Source organism: Pseudomonas sp. AM8, from assembly GCF_036346475.1.
GTDB classification, from domain to species: domain Bacteria; phylum Pseudomonadota; class Gammaproteobacteria; order Pseudomonadales; family Pseudomonadaceae; genus Aquipseudomonas; species Aquipseudomonas marginalis.
Window position 1 is genome coordinate 252,000 of record NZ_JAOTNX010000008.1, and the last position, 18,357, is coordinate 270,356.

The 18,357-nt window shown below is 61.3% G+C and carries 16 protein-coding genes and 1 pseudogene; 11 read left to right on the forward strand and 6 right to left on the reverse strand.

Features of this window, described 5'->3' with window-relative positions; translation table 11 throughout:
- Positions 1 to 83: 83 nt before the first annotated feature.
- Positions 84 to 1,373, forward strand: a complete 1,290-nt coding sequence (gltA, locus tag V3W40_RS20225) for a citrate synthase (RefSeq protein ID WP_003222994.1) — start codon at positions 84 to 86, stop codon at positions 1,371 to 1,373.
- Positions 1,374 to 1,552: 179 nt separating this feature from the next.
- On the opposite strand, the gene V3W40_RS20230 is transcribed toward gltA, so the two are convergent.
- The 3 genes from V3W40_RS20230 to V3W40_RS20240 all read right to left on the reverse strand — a co-directional run bounded on the left by V3W40_RS20230 (position 1,553) and on the right by V3W40_RS20240 (position 4,634).
- Positions 1,553 to 3,211 carry a cation acetate symporter gene (locus V3W40_RS20230; protein ID WP_065924486.1) on the reverse strand — a complete coding sequence of 553 codons (1,659 nt, stop codon included), beginning with the start codon at positions 3,209 to 3,211 and terminating at the stop codon, positions 1,553 to 1,555.
- A complete protein-coding gene (locus tag V3W40_RS20235) occupies positions 3,208 to 3,519 on the reverse strand; it encodes a DUF485 domain-containing protein (protein ID WP_027607054.1) in 312 nt (103 codons plus the stop codon). Before V3W40_RS20235 ends, V3W40_RS20230 begins: the two co-directional genes overlap by 4 nt.
- Before the next feature lie 263 nt (positions 3,520 to 3,782).
- Positions 3,783 to 4,634: a glycine betaine ABC transporter substrate-binding protein gene (locus tag V3W40_RS20240; protein ID WP_330215546.1), complete on the reverse strand. Its 852-nt coding sequence runs from the start codon at positions 4,632 to 4,634 to the stop codon at positions 3,783 to 3,785.
- A gap of 332 nt (positions 4,635 to 4,966) precedes the next feature.
- Here V3W40_RS20240 and V3W40_RS20245 point away from each other — a divergent pair, with 332 nt between their 5' ends.
- Complete coding sequence (locus V3W40_RS20245; protein ID WP_330215547.1) at positions 4,967 to 6,520, forward strand: glycoside hydrolase family 17 protein; 1,554 nt, start codon at positions 4,967 to 4,969, stop codon at positions 6,518 to 6,520.
- Between the two features lie 78 nt (positions 6,521 to 6,598).
- Here V3W40_RS20245 and V3W40_RS20250 read toward each other — a convergent pair whose 3' ends face one another.
- Entirely contained in the window at positions 6,599 to 6,967 is a 369-nt protein-coding gene (locus V3W40_RS20250; protein WP_330215548.1) for a hypothetical protein, read from the reverse strand.
- A gap of 236 nt (positions 6,968 to 7,203) precedes the next feature.
- On the opposite strand from V3W40_RS20250, the gene V3W40_RS20255 reads away from it, so the two are divergent.
- Together V3W40_RS20255 and V3W40_RS20260 are read left to right on the forward strand one after the other, a co-directional pair.
- Complete coding sequence (locus V3W40_RS20255; RefSeq protein ID WP_330215549.1) at positions 7,204 to 8,502, forward strand: serine/threonine protein kinase; 1,299 nt, start codon at positions 7,204 to 7,206, stop codon at positions 8,500 to 8,502.
- Positions 8,495 to 9,283, forward strand: a complete 789-nt coding sequence (locus tag V3W40_RS20260) for an MlaA family lipoprotein (RefSeq protein ID WP_065924483.1) — start codon at positions 8,495 to 8,497, stop codon at positions 9,281 to 9,283. The genes V3W40_RS20255 and V3W40_RS20260 overlap by 8 nt, the downstream gene beginning before the upstream one ends.
- Before the next feature lie 55 nt (positions 9,284 to 9,338).
- Here the strand turns inward: V3W40_RS20260 and V3W40_RS20265 are convergent, their stop codons facing one another.
- Positions 9,339 to 10,253 carry a DUF808 domain-containing protein gene (locus V3W40_RS20265; RefSeq protein WP_065924482.1) on the reverse strand — a complete coding sequence of 305 codons (915 nt, stop codon included), beginning with the start codon at positions 10,251 to 10,253 and terminating at the stop codon, positions 9,339 to 9,341.
- Between the two features lie 291 nt (positions 10,254 to 10,544).
- Here V3W40_RS20265 and V3W40_RS20270 point away from each other — a divergent pair, with 291 nt between their 5' ends.
- Positions 10,545 to 11,150 carry a TetR/AcrR family transcriptional regulator gene (locus tag V3W40_RS20270; protein ID WP_065924481.1) on the forward strand — a complete coding sequence of 202 codons (606 nt, stop codon included), beginning with the start codon at positions 10,545 to 10,547 and terminating at the stop codon, positions 11,148 to 11,150.
- A gap of 213 nt (positions 11,151 to 11,363) precedes the next feature.
- Here the strand turns inward: V3W40_RS20270 and V3W40_RS20275 are convergent, their stop codons facing one another.
- The gene (locus tag V3W40_RS20275; protein WP_065924480.1) at positions 11,364 to 11,804 is read right to left on the reverse strand and encodes a GlcG/HbpS family heme-binding protein; all 441 of its coding nucleotides are present in this window, start codon (positions 11,802 to 11,804) and stop codon (positions 11,364 to 11,366) included.
- A gap of 256 nt (positions 11,805 to 12,060) precedes the next feature.
- Here V3W40_RS20275 and gcl point away from each other — a divergent pair, with 256 nt between their 5' ends.
- From gcl to V3W40_RS20305, 6 genes and pseudogenes are all read left to right on the forward strand, one after another.
- Entirely contained in the window at positions 12,061 to 13,836 is a 1,776-nt protein-coding gene (gene gcl / locus V3W40_RS20280) for a glyoxylate carboligase (RefSeq protein WP_065924479.1), read from the forward strand.
- 10 nt (positions 13,837 to 13,846) lie between these two features.
- Entirely contained in the window at positions 13,847 to 14,629 is a 783-nt protein-coding gene (gene hyi, locus V3W40_RS20285) for a hydroxypyruvate isomerase (protein WP_141605872.1), read from the forward strand.
- A gap of 201 nt (positions 14,630 to 14,830) precedes the next feature.
- Positions 14,831 to 15,721 carry a 2-hydroxy-3-oxopropionate reductase gene (locus V3W40_RS20290; RefSeq protein WP_330215550.1) on the forward strand — a complete coding sequence of 297 codons (891 nt, stop codon included), beginning with the start codon at positions 14,831 to 14,833 and terminating at the stop codon, positions 15,719 to 15,721.
- Between the two features lie 55 nt (positions 15,722 to 15,776).
- Positions 15,777 to 17,057 carry a glycerate kinase type-2 family protein gene (locus V3W40_RS20295; protein ID WP_330215551.1) on the forward strand — a complete coding sequence of 427 codons (1,281 nt, stop codon included), beginning with the start codon at positions 15,777 to 15,779 and terminating at the stop codon, positions 17,055 to 17,057.
- Positions 17,047 to 17,244: pseudogene (locus tag V3W40_RS20300) on the forward strand (pyruvate kinase); the annotation flags it as partial. The gene V3W40_RS20295 and the pseudogene V3W40_RS20300, both read left to right, overlap by 11 nt.
- A 214-nt stretch (positions 17,245 to 17,458) precedes the next feature.
- A complete protein-coding gene (locus V3W40_RS20305) occupies positions 17,459 to 18,334 on the forward strand; it encodes an urea transporter (RefSeq protein WP_330215552.1) in 876 nt (291 codons plus the stop codon).
- The last annotated feature ends 23 nt before the right edge of the window (positions 18,335 to 18,357 follow it).

An 18,357-nucleotide genomic window follows, 5' to 3' on the forward strand; every position in this document is an offset into this window, starting at 1 on the left:
ACATCTGAATTTATCTCACTATAGTGGTGCGGGCCCTGCGTGGGGGGTCTGTCTGATGATTTGAAGCATAAATAGGAGGCCACATGGCTGACAAAAAAGCGCAGTTGATCATCGAGGGCGCAGCCCCCGTCGAGCTGCCCATTTTAACCGGCACCGTTGGTCCCGATGTTATCGACGTACGGGGCCTGACGGCCACGGGCCGTTTCACTTTCGACCCAGGCTTCATGTCGACCGCCTCTTGCGAGTCGAAGATCACCTATATCGACGGCGACAATGGCATCCTGCTGCACCGGGGCTACCCGATCGAGCAACTGGCGGAAAAATCGGACTACCTGGAAACCTGCTACCTGCTGCTAAATGGCGAATTGCCAACAGCCGAGCAAAAAGCCCAGTTCGTCAGCACCGTGAAGAACCACACCATGGTTCACGAGCAGTTGAAGACCTTCTTCAACGGCTTCCGTCGCGACGCCCACCCGATGGCCGTCATGTGCGGCGTGGTCGGCGCCCTGTCGGCCTTCTATCACGACTCCCTCGACATCAATAACCCGCAGCATCGCGAAATTTCCGCGATCCGCCTGGTTGCCAAGATGCCGACCCTGGCCGCAATGGTTTACAAGTACTCCATGGGCCAACCCATGATGTACCCGCGCAACGACCTGACGTACGCGGAAAACTTCCTGCACATGATGTTCAACACCCCGTGCGAGATCAAACCGATCAGCCCGGTGCTGGCCAAGGCAATGGACCGGATCTTCATCCTCCACGCCGACCACGAGCAAAACGCCTCCACCTCCACCGTGCGCCTGGCAGGCTCTTCGGGTGCCAACCCGTTCGCCTGTATCGCCGCCGGCATCGCCGCGCTGTGGGGCCCTGCCCACGGCGGTGCGAACGAAGCCGTATTGACCATGCTCGATGAAATCGGCGATGTGTCCAACATCGACAAGTTCATTGCCAAGGCCAAGGACAAGAACGATCCGTTCAAGTTGATGGGCTTCGGTCACCGGGTCTACAAGAACCGCGACCCACGCGCCACCGTCATGAAGCAGACCTGCGACGAAGTGCTGAAGGAACTGGGCATCAACAACGATCCGCAACTCGAACTGGCCATGCGCCTGGAAGAGATCGCCCTGACCGACCCGTACTTCATCGAACGCTCGCTGTACCCGAACGTCGACTTCTACTCGGGGATCATCCTCAAGGCGATCGGCATTCCAACCAGCATGTTCACCGTGATCTTCGCCCTGGCACGGACCGTGGGCTGGATCTCCCACTGGAAAGAAATGCTCTCCAGCCCGTACAAGATTGGCCGCCCGCGCCAGCTGTACACCGGCTACGAGTCGCGTGACATTACCAAGCTGGAAGATCGCAAGTAAGCACCTTTCAGCAGCACCGAAAACGGCCTCCCTCAGTGGAGGCCGTTTTTATTTGTGTCGACTGATCTACCACCATCGGGGGCTTGCCCCCGATGAGGCCAGTAGCAGCCCCCCATAAACCCCAGGCAAAAAAATACCCCGGCCTTTCGACCGGGGCATTTCTTTATCCAGCTACAACCTTAGTGATTAACCGCCCCACTCGCCCCCAGGCCAGTCTGCGAACGCACAAACTGCGGGAAGTACAGCGCACGCTCTTTCTCTGCCGCCGCCGACTTGTCGGTGATGGAGAAGAACCAGATACCGATGAACGCAATGATCATCGAGAACAGCGCCGGGTACTCGTACGGGAAGATGGCTTTTTCGTGATGCAGGATCGAGACCCAGATGGTCGGACCCAGGATCATCAGGCCAACGGCACTGATCAGGCCCAGCCAGCCGCCAATCATCGCGCCACGGGTGGTGAGGTTTTTCCAGTACATGGAAAGCAGCAACACCGGGAAGTTACAGCTGGCGGCAATCGAGAACGCCAGGCCGACCATGAACGCGATGTTCTGGCTTTCGAACAGGATGCCCAGGCCAATCGCCAGCACTGCCAGGGCGATAGTGGTGATCTTCGATACGCGAATCTCATCCTTTTCGTTGGCCTTGCCTTTCTTGATCACGCTGGCGTACAGGTCATGGGACACCGCCGAAGCACCGGCCAGGGTCAAGCCGGCAACCACTGCCAGGATGGTGGCGAAGGCCACAGCCGAGATGAAGCCCAGGAAGATGCTGCCGCCCACCGCGTTGGCCAGGTGCACCGCCGCCATGTTGTTACCGCCCAGCAAGGCGCCTGCAGCATCCTTGAACGCCGGGTTGGTGCTGACCAGCAGGATCGCGCCGAAGCCGATGATAAAGGTCAGGATGTAGAAGTAGCCGATGAAGCCCGTGGCATATAGCACGCTCTTACGCGCTTCCTTGGCGTCACTTACAGTGAAGAAGCGCATCAGGATGTGCGGCAGGCCGGCGGTACCGAACATCAGTGCCAGGCCCAGGGAGAACGCGGAGATCGGGTCTTTCACCAGGCCGCCGGGGCTCATGATCGCTTCACCTTTAGGGTGAACCTTGATCGCCTCGGAGAACAGCATGTTGAAGTCGAAGTTGACGTGCTTCATCACCATCAGCGCCATGAACGAGGCACCGGACAGCAACAGCACCGCCTTGATGATCTGCACCCAAGTGGTCGCCAGCATGCCGCCGAACAGCACGTACATGCACATCAGGATCCCGACCAGGATCACCGCCACGTGGTAGTCGAGGCCGAACAGCAGCTGGATCAGCTTGCCCGCCCCCACCATTTGCGCGATCAGGTAGAACGCCACCACGACCAGGGAACCACAGGCCGACAGGCTGCGGATCTGGGTTTGCCCGAGGCGATAGGACGCCACGTCGGCAAAGGTGTACTTGCCCAGGTTACGCAGGCGCTCGGCGATCAGGAACAGAATGATCGGCCAGCCCACCAGGAAGCCGATCGAGTAGATCAGGCCGTCGTAGCCGGAGGTGAACACCAGTGCGGAAATACCCAGGAAGGACGCGGCCGACATGTAGTCGCCGGCAATCGCCAGGCCGTTCTGGAAACCGGTGATCTTGCCGCCGGCCGCATAGTAGTCGGCCGCCGACTTGTTGCGCTTGGACGCCCAGTAGGTGATGCACAACGTCGCGCCGACAAAGGCCACGAACATCAGGATCGCTGCGATATTCAGCGGTTGTTTGTGCACTTCACCGGTCAATGCATCCGCCGCCCAAACAGCGGGTGCAAAGACCGAAGCGCCGAATACAGCCAATAGACGACGGATCATTGCGCAGCCTCCTTGAGAATCGCATTGTTCAGGTCGTCGAATTCGCCGTTGGCGCGTCGCACATAGATGCCGGTGAGGACAAAGGCCGAGACAATCAGCCCGACACCGATGGGGATGCCCCAGGTGATGGACGAACCGGGACTGAGCTTGGCCCCCAGTACTTGTGGCCCGTAGGCGATCAACAGGATGAAGCCGGAGTACAGCCCTAGCATGATCGCCGAGAGAATCCAGGCGAACCTTTCCCTTTTTCTCACCAGCTCCTTGAAACGCGGGCTGTTTTGAATCGAGAGGTAAATGCTGTCGTTCATTGTTTTTATCCTCGCAGCACAGCTTTTTTATTATTGGAACGTATCCACTGTATGCGGCTGCGGAACAGGTTCCAGACGACCTTAGTATTAGACGGAGTGTAGCGAGGGATTGAGAGGGCGCAGAAACATTTGCGGGTGACGAAAATAATGTGGGAGGGGGCTTGCTCTCGATAGCGGTGAACCAGTCAGATCATTGACGACTGACACACCGCAATCGCGAGCAAGCCCCCTCCCACAGGGGTTGTATCAAGGCATTGGGGGGGTTATTTACCGGTCCACTCGGCTACGCGCTCAGGGTGCTTGGCCACCCAGTCCTTAGCCGCTGCATCAGGCTTGGCGCCTTCCTGGATAGCGAGCATGACTTCGCCGATCTCATCCTTGGAGGCCCACTGGAATTTCTTCAGGAACGCCGCGACTTCCGGCGCTTTCTTCTCCAGGCCCTTGCTGCCGATGCTGTTGACGGTTTCAGCAGCACCATAAATCCCTTTTGGATCATCCAGGAAACGCAGTTTCCACTTGGCGAACATCCAGTGTGGCACCCAGCCGGTGACCGCAATGGATTCCTGTTTGTCTTCGGCACGGGTCAGCTCGGCGATCATCGCCGCACCCGAACTGGCTTGCAGTTTGTAGTCGAGGCCGTACTGCTTGATGGCTTCGTCGGTCTTGAGCATCACGCCTGAACCGGCGTCGATGCCGACGATCTTGTTCTTGAAGGTGGTGTCGGTCTTGAGGTCTTCGATGGACTTGGCCTTGACGTAGTCCGGCACGATCAAGCCGATCTTCGCATCCTTGAAGTTGGGGCCGTAGTCGACCACCTTGTCCTTGTTCTTGGTCCAATACTCGCCATGGGTTACCGGCAGCCAGGCGGAGAGCATGGCATCGAGCTTGCCGGTGGCCACGCCCTGCCACATGATCCCGGTGGCGACCGCTTGCAGTTTGACGTCATAACCGAGCTTTTCCCTGATCACCTCTGCCGCCACATGCGTGGTGGCAACGCTGTCGGACCAACCATCTACATAACCGATGCTCAGGGTTTTGCTGTCGGCGCTGGCCAGTGTGGAGCTCATCGCAACTACCAGAGTGGCAGCTGCGCCCAAGAGTCGTCGCATCTTCATCGTACTTCCCCGAAAGTGCTGCGCCCGACGGATGTCGAGCGACGTCAACCTGTTGTTATGTGGTGCGCCGCGCCCCCTTCACGCGCATCGATCCGGCTGCTGCGACATCAGTGGAGTGCTGACACGTCGATCATCAACCTGCCACAGCCTTCGACCTGCTCTGTCAGCGACCTCATGCAAGCAAGAAACGACATCACATCGCCAGTAGGACTTTTTGTAGGACTTAACCCCACGATCCCGCCTGAACTTTGCATGTCAAAATTATGCAGCCCCACTGGGATAGGGCAAATCCGGGTAAGATGCGCGCCTTTGCTCCCCCAGATAAGCCGACCATGCCCGCGACTGCCCGCTTCCCTGCCCTGCCCTACTGCTTCGCTTTGATCCTCGGCCTGCTGATCCTTGTCGGCTACTGGTATGGCCTCGGCCGGCCGGTGGTGCTGCCGGATGTGGCCAGTGCCAGTCACAAGCTGCAATGCGCGTCGTACACACCGTTCGACAAAGACCAATCGCCCTTCGACCAACCGTTCACACTGCGCCCCGCGCGCATGGACGCCGACCTGGCCCTGCTGGCCACCCGCTTCGAATGCATCCGCACCTACTCCATGACCGGCCTGGAAGCCTTGCCGGACCTGGCGCGCAAGCATGGGTTAAAGGTGATGGCGGGCGCCTGGGTCAGCAGCGACCCGGTCGCGACCGAAAAAGAAGTCGACCAACTGATCGCCTCGGCTAACGCCAACCCCGATGTGGTCACCTCGGTGATCGTCGGCAACGAAGCGCTGCTGCGCAAGGAAGTCACCGCCAAACAGCTGGTGGCGCTGATCCATAAGGTCAAAAGCCAGATCAAGCAGCCGGTCACCTACGCCGACGTCTGGGAGTTCTGGCTGCAGCACCCGGAAATCGCGCCGGCGGTGGACTTCCTGACCATCCACTTGCTGCCCTACTGGGAAGATGACCCCTCCGGTATCGACCAGGCCCTCAAGCATGTGGGCGATGTACGCCAGACCTTTGGCAACAAATTCGCGCCCAAGGACATATTGATCGGCGAGACCGGCTGGCCCAGCGAAGGCCGCCAGCGCGAAACCGCAGTGCCAAGCCGGGTCAATGAAGCCAAGTTCATGCGCGGTTTCGTGGCCATGGCCGAAGCCAATGGCTGGCACTACAACCTGATCGAAGCGTTTGACCAGCCGTGGAAGCGCGCCAGTGAAGGTGCCGTGGGCGGCTACTGGGGCCTGTTCGATGCCGACCGCCAGGACAAGGGCATCCTCGCCGGGCCGGTGACCAATGTGCCGCACTGGCCGCTGTGGCTGGGGGTCGGCGGGATTATCCTGCTGGGCACGCTGGTGCTCGGTGGTCGCGTCCGCAGCACTCGCGCCGCGATGGCCCTGCCCCTGTTGGGTGCAGTGGCTGCCTGCGCCATCGGCACCTGGGCCGAACTGACCCGCGTGACTGCGCGCTTCAACGATGAATGGGCATGGGCCGGCTTACTCGTGGCGCTGAACCTGCTGGTGCTGGCCCACGCCGCACTGGCCCTGAGTACCCGTGAAGGCTGGCGCGAACGGCTGTTCAACTGGCTGGAACAACGTGCCGGCTGGCTGGTGGCAATCGCCGGATTCGCGGGCGCCGTGATGATGCTGGCACTGGTGTTTGACCCACGCTACCGCAGCTTCCCGAGTGCGGCGCTGCTGCTGCCGGCGTTGGTGTACCTGGTTCGTCCAGTGACCGGGCCACGCCGGGAGATTGCCTTGCTGACCTTTATCATCGGGGCCGGCATTGCACCGCAGTTGTACCGTGAAGGCCTGCTGAACCAGCAGGCATGGGGTTGGGCATTGGTAAGCGGGTTGATGGTTACGGCTTTGTGGCGGTGCTTGCGGATGCGCAAGGCTTAAGAGCGCCATCGGGGCAAGCCCCCTCCCACCTTTGGACTGCGTTCTCATGTGGGAGGGGGCTTGCCCCGGTTGGCCTTATCAGGCGCGCCGCGACTGCCTGACCAACCGCAACCCCGCAATCACCACCGCAAACACCGCAAACGTGGTGTTGTACAACGCCAGGGCCGGCAGCCCGAACGCCAGCCCCAGTACCGCCAAGCCCCATCCCGCACGGCCCGGCACGAAAAACGCCAGCACCGAGGTCACCAGCGCCGCCCACCCCAACACCTTGAAGTGAATCATCAAACCCAGGTTCGAACGCACCTGGCATTCCCAGCGGCTGGCCTCGTCGGCACAGATGCCGACCCACTGGCCATCTTCCATAAAGCCGTAACGCGCGCCATAACTGGCAACCAGCCATAACGGCAGGGCAATAAGCAGCAAAATCAACGGCAAGCGGCGGGACATGGAGCACTCCGATAGGCAAAAACGGCGCTCAGCTTAATGCGCCGGCGGCCGTTAGCAAGGTGCGTACACACAATTAGTGTTCACTAATGCATGGCAAAGTGTATCGTCTCGCTACTATTACCCCGATTCCGACGTTATTTTCCGACTTTTCGTGCCGAGAGCTGGCACTTCGGTGGCAACGCGGTGGTCATAGCCTGCGAACTTCATTAAGCACGTTTCCTCTTAGGGATTAAGTCATGCTCCGTTCCTTGCGCTGTGCTGCCTTACTGGGCAGCCTTTTTTTGAGTGCGTCAGCGCTGGCCGTCGATATCGACCAAGCCAGCTATGGCTACCCTTTGACCAATCCGTTCGAAGCGACCATCGCCACCACACCGCCTGACCTTCGGCCTACATTGCCGACCGATGACGAGATCAACCAGTCCGACTACACCCTGAATATGCGCCCCGAGCGCGAGTTCAGCCTGCCGGACAACTTCTGGGCAGTGAAGAAGCTCACTTACCGCATCGCCAAGCAGGATCGCGCCGCGCCGCTGATCTTCCTGATCGCAGGCACCGGTGCGCGGTTTGACAGCAGCATCAACGAATACCTGAAAAAACTGTATTACCAGGCCGGCTACCACGTGGTGCAACTGTCGTCGCCCACCAGCTTCGACTTCATCGCCTCGGCTTCGCGCTTCGCCACCCCCGGCATCAGCCAGGAAGATGCCGAAGACATGTACCGCGTGATGCAGGCCGTGCGTGCCCAGAATGCCTCGCTGCCGGTGACCGACTTCTACCTCACCGGCTACAGCCTCGGCGCGCTGGATGCGGCGTTTGTCAGCAAGCTCGACGAGACCCGCCGCAGCTTCAACTTCAAGAAAGTGCTGCTGCTCAACCCGCCGGTCAACCTCTACACCTCGATCACCAACCTCGACAAGCTGGTACAGACCGAGGTCAAGGGCATCAACAACACCACCACCTTCTATGAACTGGTGTTGAACAAGCTGACCCGTTACTTCCAGCAAAAGGGCTACATCGACCTCAACGACGCCCTGCTCTACGACTTCCAGCAATCCAAGCAGCACCTGACCAACGAACAGATGGCCATGCTGATCGGCACCTCGTTCCGCTTCTCGGCGGCCGACATCGCCTTTACTTCGGACCTGATCAACCGCCGCGGCCTGATCATCCCGCCGAAGTACCCGATCACCGAAGGCACCAGCCTCACGCCGTTTCTCAAGCGTGCACTGCAATGCGACTTCGATTGCTACCTCACCGAACAGGTAATCCCGATGTGGCGCGCCCGCTCCGACGGCGGCAGCCTGTTGCAACTGGTTGACCAGGTCAGCCTGTACGCCCTCAAGGACTACCTGCACGCCAGCCCGAAAATCGCCGTCATGCACAACGCCGACGACGTGATCCTCGGCCCGGGCGACCTCGGCTTCCTGCGTAAAACCTTCGGCGATCGCTTGACCGTCTACCCGCTGGGCGGCCATTGCGGCAACCTTAATTACCGCGTCAACGCCGACGCCATGCTGGAGTTCTTCCGTGGCTAAATATCTTCTGCTGCTCGCCGCCCTGATGTGTGCGGGCGTAGCCAATGCCGACAACAGCAAGGCTCACGCGCCTGTGGTGATGGACTCCGACGGTTTCAAGGAGCCGTTGAGCAAACTCAAGTTCAACCCGGGCCTGGACCAACGCGAATTCGAACGCTCGTCCGTCAACGCCCTCAACGTGTATGACCCGCTCGAATCGTGGAACCGCCGCGTGTACCACTTCAACTACCGCTTTGACCAATGGGTGTTCCTGCCGGTGGTCGACGGTTACCGCTACGTCACGCCAAGCTTCCTGCGCACCGGCGTGAGCAACTTCTTCAACAACCTGGGCGACGTGCCCAACCTGTTGAACAGCCTCTTGCAACTCAAGGGCCACCGCTCCCTGGAAACCACCGGGCGCCTGCTGCTCAACACCACCGTCGGCGTAGCCGGCCTGTGGGACCCGGCGACCGCCATGGGCCTGCCGCGCCAGAGCGAAGACTTCGGCCAGACCCTGGGCTTCTACGGCGTGCCCGGCGGTGCCTACCTGGTACTGCCGATCTTCGGTCCGTCGAACCTGCGCGACACCGGCGGCTTGCTGGTGGACTACACCGCCGAGTCCCAGATCAACTTCCTCAACGTCTCCGAAGTCAGCTCCAACCACCCGGAAATCTGGGCCCTGCGTGCGGTGGACAAGCGCTACCAGACCAGCTTCCGCTACGGTCAGATGAACTCGCCGTTCGAGTATGAGAAGGTGCGGTATATCTATACGGAATCACGCAAGTTGCAGATTGCCGAGTAAATAACGCCCGTAAAAAAGGCCATTCGATTGAATGGCCTTTTTTTGTGGCGGCGATTTATGCCCTGAGCGCTTTCCAGCTCTTGCCCACCACGCTGACCACTGCCAATACCACCGCCCCGGCAATAATCCCCGCCACCGCATTCAGTAACGTCGGCATCAACCACGCCAATGCACCTGTGCTCTGGCTCACACCCTCGATCCAGTGATGCACCACCGGCACGCCATGGGTAAGGATGCCACCGCCGACCATGAACATCGCCGCCGTGCCGATCACCGACAGGCTCTTCATCATGTACGGCGCCGCGCGCAGGATGCCGCCACCGATACTGCGAGCCATCTGGCCAGGCTTCTGGGTAAGCCACAGGCCCAGGTCATCCAGCTTGACGATACCGGCCACCAGCCCGTAGACGCCGATGGTCATGACGATGGCGATGCCCGACAGGACAATCACTTGCTGCATCAACGGCGCATCGGCCACGGTGCCGAGGGTGATGGCGATGATTTCCGCAGAGAGGATGAAGTCGGTACGAATAGCGCCTTTGATCTTGTCCTTTTCAAAGGCCACCAGATCAGTAGCCGGGTTAGCCACCGCTTCAACCAGCTGCGCATGGTCGGCCTGGACTTCAGCCTTGCTGTGCAGGAATTTATGCGCGAGCTTCTCGAAGCCTTCGAAACACAGGTAGGCGCCGCCGAGCATCAACAACGGTGTGACGGCCCAAGGGGCAAAGGCGCTGATCAACAGCGCAGTGGGCACCAGGATCAACTTGTTGATGAAGGACCCCTTGGCAACGGCCCATACCACCGGGATTTCCCGCTCGGCACGCACGCCGGAAACCTGCTGGGCGTTGAGCGCCAGGTCATCGCCGAGCACTCCGGCGGTTTTTTTTGCCGCTACTTTTGTCATCAGGGCAACGTCATCGAGTACTGCGGCGATGTCGTCGATCAACACCAACAAGCTGCTTCCTGCCATGAATCGGGCTTCCTTAAGAGAGGGATGGGCGGAGCATAACGCGGCGCAGGGCTTTGCGGGCACATTGTTGAGGCCCGCGGATAGCCGGTGCTACCATGCGCAACCGCCTGTCCTGGCAAGGAAACTCCCCGTGCTCAGTTTCATAGATACGTTTCTCTTTTGGCGAGTGGCTGTTGTCGTCAGGCAAGGAACCGCGACGACTCATCGCTCGCTATGGGGAGGAGCGGCGACGCAGAATGGCGGCAACAGACGCCGTCAAAAAGAAACAGTATCTGTGAGACTGAGCACTTTATGAGCACCATTCGCGAGCGCAACAAAGAAAAGATCCTGCGGGCGGCGAGCGAGGAGTTTGCCGACAAGGGCTTCGCCGCGACCAAAACCAGCGACATCGCCGCCAAGGCCGGGCTGCCCAAGCCCAACGTCTATTACTACTTCAAGTCCAAGGACAACCTCTACCGCGAGGTGCTCGAAAGCATTATCGAGCCGATCCTGGCGGCGTCCACGCCGTTCAACCCCGAGGGCGAGCCTTCAGCGGTGCTGAGCAACTACATCCGCTCGAAAATCCGCATCTCCCGCGACCTGCCCTTCGCCTCCAAGGTGTTCGCCAGCGAAATCATGCATGGCGCACCGCACCTGAGTGCCGAGCAGGTCCAACAACTCAACGCCCAGGCCAAGCACAATATCGACTGCATCCAGAGCTGGGTGGATCGCGGGTTGATTGCAGCTATCGACCCTCATCACCTGATGTTCAGCATCTGGGCGGCGACGCAGACCTATGCGGATTTCGACTGGCAGATTTCCGCGGTGACCGGCAAAGCCAAGCTGGATGAGGCCGATTATGAAGCGGCGGCGCAGACGATTATCCGGTTGGTGCTCAAGGGCTGTGAACCCGACTGACACACTGAGGTGCCCCCGATGAGCATAAGTATCTACACAACTTCAGTAGGATAACGCGTAGCAGCTGTCGAGCCTTGGCGAGGCTGCGTTTGCGGCGCGTCTGACACACCGCCGACGCAGCCTCGCCAAGGCTCGACAGCTGCTACGCAGGGGGCTCGGCTCAAGATGTGTAGATACTTATGCCCCGATGAGGCCCTGATAGTCACTCAATGCTTAAGCTGACACCCCCGCATCCGCCCTCAACCCCAGCCCCTCGATCGCCGTGATCGCACACTGCTCATCAATATCCGACGTGTCCCCGCTGATCCCGATCGCCCCCAGTACCGCCCCCGCCTGATCCCGAATCAACACCCCACCCGGCGCCGGCACCACGCTGCCCTGCCCCAGGCTGTTCAACGCTGCGATAAACGCCGGCCGTTGCTGTGCGTCCAGCGCCAGCAAGCGCGAGCCCTTGCCCAGCGCAATCGCACCCCAGGCCTTGCCGATGGCGATCTGCGGGCGCAGCAGGCTGGCGCCGTCTTCGCGCTGCAGAGTGATCAAGTGGCCGCCGCAGTCGAGGACCGCAACGGTCAGCGGTGCGGCTGAGATCGTGCGCCCTGCGCTGAGGGCCTGGCCGGCCAGTTGGGTGGCAATCTTCAAGGTTAAAGCGCTCATGGTGCCGTCCTTCTTTTGTTATTGGGAAAGCGGTGGAAGTCTGTTTGATCAGATGCTCGATCAAACAAATAGAACACAATGACATTTATTTTTGTATACAATATTTTCAAACAAAGACTCAATACGTCGAAAAAAGCCGTTCCGACGAACGCAAAGACCAATCAATAAAATGGATTGACCTGCGCAGCCCGCCGTGAATACACTTTGGACAGACACAACTTGTATACAATTACAAAACGCAAGAGGCACCAAAATCATGAGCAAAATGAGAGCAATCGAAGCCGCCGTCCTCGTCATGCGCCGTGAAGGCGTGGACACCGCCTTCGGTATCCCAGGCGCTGCGATCAACCCGCTGTACTCAGCCTTGCAGAAGGTGGGTGGCATCGATCACGTCCTTGCTCGCCACGTTGAAGGCGCCTCGCACATGGCCGAGGGTTACACCCGCACCAAGGCCGGCAATATCGGCGTGTGCATCGGCACCTCGGGCCCGGCGGGCACCGACATGGTCACCGGCCTCTACAGCGCCTCGGCCGACTCGATCCCGATCCTGTGCATCACCGGCCAGGCGCCACGGGCCCGCATGCACAAGGAAGACTTCCAGGCCGTGGACATCACCAGCATCGTCAAGCCGGTGACCAAGTGGGCGACCACCGTCCTCGAGCCGGGCCAAGTGCCGTACGCGTTCCAGAAAGCTTTCTATGAAATGCGCTCCGGCCGCCCTGGCCCGGTGCTGATCGACCTGCCGTTCGATGTGCAGATGGCCGAGATCGAATTCGACATCGACGCCTACCAGCCGCTGCCACTGGCCAAGCCACTGGCCACGCGCATCCAGGTCGAAAAGGCCCTGGCCCTGCTGGATCAGGCGGAACGCCCGTTGCTGGTGAGCGGCGGCGGCGTGATCAACGCCGATGCCAGCGAGCTGCTGGTGGAGTTCGCCGAACTGACCGGCATCCCGGTGATCCCGACGCTGATGGGCTGGGGCACCATTCCCGACGATCACCCCCAGATGGTCGGCATGGTCGGCCTGCAGACGTCCCACCGCTACGGCAACGCAACGCTGCTCAAGTCCGACGTGGTGCTGGGGATCGGTAACCGTTGGGCCAACCGCCACACCGGTTCAGTGGAGGTATACACCGAAGGGCGTAAATTCATTCACGTCGACATCGAACCAACCCAGATTGGTCGCGTATTCACCCCGGACCTGGGCATCGTGTCCGACGCCGGCTCCGCGCTGACGATGTTCATTGAAGTGGCCCGCGAGTGGAAAGCCGCCGGCAAGCTCAAGGACCGCAGTGCCTGGCTGCATGACTGCCAGCAGCGCAAGGCGACCCTGCAGCGCAAGACCCACTTCGACAACGTGCCGGTCAAGCCGCAACGGGTGTACGAAGAGATGAACCAGGTGTTCGGCAAAGACACCTGCTACGTCAGCACCATCGGCCTGTCGCAGATTGCCGGCGCGCAGTTCCTGCATGTGTACAAGCCCCGCCACTGGATCAACTGCGGCCAGGCCGGCCCGTTGGGCTGGACCATTCCGGCGGCGCTGGGCGTGGTCAAGGCCGACCCGAGCCGCAAGGTGGTGGCGCTGTCCGGCGACTATGACTTCCAGTTCATGATCGAAGAGCTGGCGGTGGGCGCACAGTTCAAGCTGCCGTACATCCATGTAGTGGTGAACAACTCCTACCTGGGGCTGATCCGCCAGGCCCAGCGCGGGTTTGAAATGGACTACTGCGTGCAGTTGTCTTTCGACAACCTCAACGCTCCCGAGCTGAACGGCTATGGCGTCGACCACGTCGCAGTTGCCGAAGGCCTGGGTTGCAAGGCCCTGCGCGTGTTCGAACCGGGACAGATCGCGCCGGCGTTGCGCAAGGCCGAACAAATGATCGAGGAGTTCAAGGTACCGGTGATCGTCGAGATCATTCTGGAGCGCGTGACCAATATTTCCATGGGCACCGAAATCAACGCCGTCAACGAATTCGAAGACCTGGCCCTGGTCGGCAACGATGCACCGACTGCCATTTCCCTGCTCGATTAAGGAGAACCCTATGCCGCGCTTTGCCGCCAACCTGTCCATGCTGTTTACCGAGCAGGACTTTCTCGCTCGCTTCAAAGCCGCTGCCGATGCCGGTTTCCAGGGTGTCGAGTACCTGTTCCCCTACGAATTCAGCTCGGCTGACATCAAGGCCCAGCTCGACACCCATGGCCTGACCCAGGTGCTGTTCAACCTGCCGGCCGGTGACTGGGCCAAGGGCGAACGCGGCCTGGCGTGCCACCCGGACCGGGTCGAGGAGTTCCGCGCCGGGGTCACCCTGGCCATCGCCTACGCCCAGGTGCTGGGCAATACCCAGATCAACTGCCTGGCGGGGATTCGGCCCCAGGGTGTGGATGATGAAACCGTGGAAAAGACCTTTGTCGCCAACCTCAAGTACGCCGCCGACAAGCTGCAGGCGGCGGGCATCAAGCTGGTGATGGAAGCGATCAACACCCGCGACATTCCGGGTTTCTACCTCAACAACACGGCACAGGCCCTGTCGATTCGCGAACAGGTGGGCAGTGACAACCTGTTCCTGCAGTACGACATCTACCACATGCAAATCATGGAAGGCGACCTGGCCCGGACCATGGCGGCGCATCTGGAGGAGATCAATCACATCCAACTGGCGGACAACCCTGGGCGCAATGAGCCGGGAACCGGGGAGATCAACTACCGCTTCCTGTTCGAACATCTGGACCGCATCGGGTACGCGGGTTGGGTCGGCTGTGAATACAAGCCGCTGACCACCACCGAAGCGGGTTTGGGCTGGCTTAAAACCCACAACGCCATCTAACCGACACCATACAAAACCTTGTGGGAGGGGGTTGCTGTAGTGAGGGGGCTTGTCCCCCGACGGGTTCACCACAGACCCCATGGGGCTGCTACGCAGCCAGCGCGGGACAAGCCCGCTCACCACAACAAGCCTCCTCACCACAACAAGCCCGCTCACCACCGCAAGCCCAGCGCCCACAGAGCATAAAAAGAGGATTTCATCATGGCTAAAATCGGATTTATCGGCACCGGCATCATGGGCCAACCCATGGCCGCGAACCTGCAGAAGGCCGGTCATCAACTGTTTCTTTCCGAACACCACGGCAAGGCACCGGCCGAGCTGATCAGCGCCGGCGCAGTGGCCCTGGCCACCCCGCAGCAAGTGGCCCAGGAAGCCGAGTTCATTATCGTCATGGTCCCCGACACCCCGCAGGTCGACGACGTGCTGTTCCGCGCAGACGGTGTGGCGGCGGGCCTGTCGCCGAACAAGGTGGTGATCGACATGAGTTCGATCTCTCCCACGGCCACCAAGGCGTTTGCGGCGAAGATCAACGAGCACGGCGCGCAGTACCTCGACGCCCCGGTGTCCGGCGGAGAAGTCGGCGCCAAGGCCGGGACCTTGAGCATCATGGTCGGTGGCGAACCACAGGCCTTCGAACGCGCCCTGCCGCTGTTCCAGAGCATGGGCAAGAACATCACCCTGGTGGGCGGCAATGGCGATGGCCAGACCGCCAAAGTGGCCAACCAGATCATCGTCGCGCTGAATATCCAGGCGGTGGCCGAAGCGCTGCTGTTCGCCGCCAGGAACGGCGCCGACCCGGCCAAGGTGCGTGAAGCGCTGATGGGCGGCTTTGCCTCGTCGAAGATCCTCGAAGTGCATGGCGAACGCATGATCAAGGGCACCTTCGATCCGGGTTTCCGCATCACCCTGCACCAGAAGGACCTGAACCTGGCCCTGGCCGGTGCCAGGGAACTGGGGATCAACCTGCCGAACACCGCCGGCACCCAGCAGGTGTTCAGCACCTGCGCGGCGCTTGGTGGCGGGAATTGGGACCACTCGGCGCTGATCAAGGGATTGGAGCATATGGCGAACTTCTCGATTCGCGATAAGTAACCCCCCTTTGAAAGGGCTGCACCTCTAATAACAAAAATCCCCCGGGAGCCCGCTTATGTCGGTCGATCCGCAACACCTGCTTCGCGAGCTGTTTGCCACAGCCATCGACGCCGCCCACCCCCGGCACGTCCTCGAACCCTGCCTGCCCGCCGACCGCAGCGGCCGCGTGATCGTGATCGGCGCCGGCAAGGCGGCGGCCGCCATGGCGCTGGTCGTCGAGAATTGCTGGCAAGGCGAAGTCTCGGGCCTGGTGGTGACCCGCTACGGCCACGGCGCCCCTTGCCAGAAAATCGAAGTGGTCGAAGCCGCCCACCCGGTGCCCGATGCCGCCGGCCTGGCGGTGGCCAAGCGCGTGCTGGAATTGATCAGCAACCTGGGCGAAGACGACCGGGTGATCTTCCTGCTCTCCGGCGGCGGCTCGGCACTCCTGGCACTGCCTGCCGAAGGCATCAGCCTGGCCGACAAGCAGGCCATCAACAAAGCCCTGCTCAAATCCGGCGCCACCATTGGCGAGATGAACTGCGTACGCAAGCACCTCTCGGCGATCAAGGGCGGTCGCCTGGCCAAGGCGGCCTGGCCGGCGACGGTCTACACCTACGCGATTTCCGATGTGCCGGGCGACCAGGCCACGGTCATCGCCTCCGGCCCCACGGTCGGCGACCCCAGCACCTCGCAACAGGCCCTGACGATCCTCAAGCGCTATGGCATCGACGCACCGGCCGCCGTGCGCAGCTGGTTGCAGAATCCAGCCTCGGAAACCGTCAAGCCCGGCGACCCGGTACTCGTCCGCAGCCACTTCCAACTGATCGCGCGCCCGCAACAATCCCTGGAAGCGGTGGCGGTGAAAGCGCGCCAGGCCGGTTTCAGCCCACTGATCCTCGGCGACCTGGAAGGCGAAGCGCGGGACGTGGCCAAAGTGCACGCCGGCATCGCGCGGCAAATCGTGCAGCACGGCCAGCCGCTGGCGGCGCCGTGCGTGATCCTTTCCGGCGGTGAAACCACCGTCACCGTGCGCGGCAACGGCCGTGGCGGGCGCAACGCCGAATTCCTGTTGAGCCTTACCGACAGCCTCAAAGGCCTGCCGGGCGTGTACGCCCTGGCCGGCGACACCGACGGCATCGACGGCTCGGAAGACAACGCCGGCGCAATCATGACCCCGTGCAGCTATGCGCGCGCCGAAGCTCTGGGCCTGTCGGCCAGCGACGAGCTGGATAACAACAACGGTTATGGCTACTTCGCCGCCCTCGACGGCTTGATCGTTACCGAGCCGACCCGCACCAATGTCAATGACGTGCGCGCCATCCTGATCCTTGAGACTGCCCGCCATGACGCCTGACAAGAAGGTCAAGATCCTCGCCACCCTGGGCCCGGCCACCGACGGTATCGACGACATCCGCGAGCTGGTGCAAGCCGGGGTGAATATCTTTCGCCTCAACTTCAGCCACGGTGAGCATGCCGATCACGCCCGGCGTTACCACTGGATTCGCCAGGTGGATGAAGTGTGTTCCACGGCGCTGGAGATTGCCCAGGCCCAGGGCATGGCGCAGCGCGGGCAGACGGGGTCGACCAACTCCTTGCGTATAGAGACGCTGATCTAGCGCCTGTAGAGGCCCCATCGGGGGCAAGCCCCCTCCCACATTGGACGGCATTCACACATTTAACTATGTGAACCCAATCAAGTGTGGAAGAGGGCTTGCCCCCCGATGGGCCCAACTCGGTCCCACTGACTCACTAAAAATGCACACCCCAACCTGCCCCGACTGGGCCGAAGCCCTGCTCAACGGCTTCAGCCAGATCTTCCTGCAACGCCATCCGTTGTGCGGCCTGCTGTGCCTGTTGGCGATCCTGATCGGCGCCCCGGCCTTGCTCGGCGGTGCGCTGCTGGGTGGGGTCGCCGGGTTGCTCACGGCCCAGCGTCGCGACTATCCCAAGGCCGAGCGCCAGGCTGGACTCTATAGCTACAACGGCGTGCTGCTTGGTTTGCTGATCAGCCAGCATTTCGCCTGGTCGGCCTTGTTGCCACCGCTGATCCTCGCGTGCGGCGGCTTGAGCGCGATCCTCACGCGGCAGTGGCTGAAACACGCCAGTCGGCCGCACGACCTGCCCGCCTACACCGCGCCCTTTGTCGGCCTGGGCTGGCTGCTGCTGGGCAGCGTCCCACACAGTGCCTTCGCCCTCGGCGAGCCCGATACCCTGGCGGTGCTCGGCGCGCCGTTCACCGGCCTCGCGCAAATCATGCTGCTGGACCAGCCGCTGGCGGGCGCGCTGATTGCCCTCGGCCTGTGGCTGGCGAACCGGCGTGCCGCGGTCTGGGCCGTGATCGGCGCCAGCAGCGGCGTAATGATCGCCTTGCTGCTGGACGACACCAGCGCCGCCCTCCTCGGCCTGCACAGCTACAACCCGGCTCTCGCGGCCCTGGCGCTGAGCCAGGCACGGCGCCAACCCTGGCTGCCGCTGCTCGGCATCCTGCTGGCGATCCTTCTCACACCGGGCTTTGCTGCCCTGCATCTGCCGGCACTCACCGCGCCGTTTGTCCTTGCCTGCTGGCTGGTACTCGCCGGCGCCCGAATACTCAGGAAACACCGCATGGACAGCCCCTTCGAATCCCCCTAGGCTTGCTCGATATTCGATTCAGG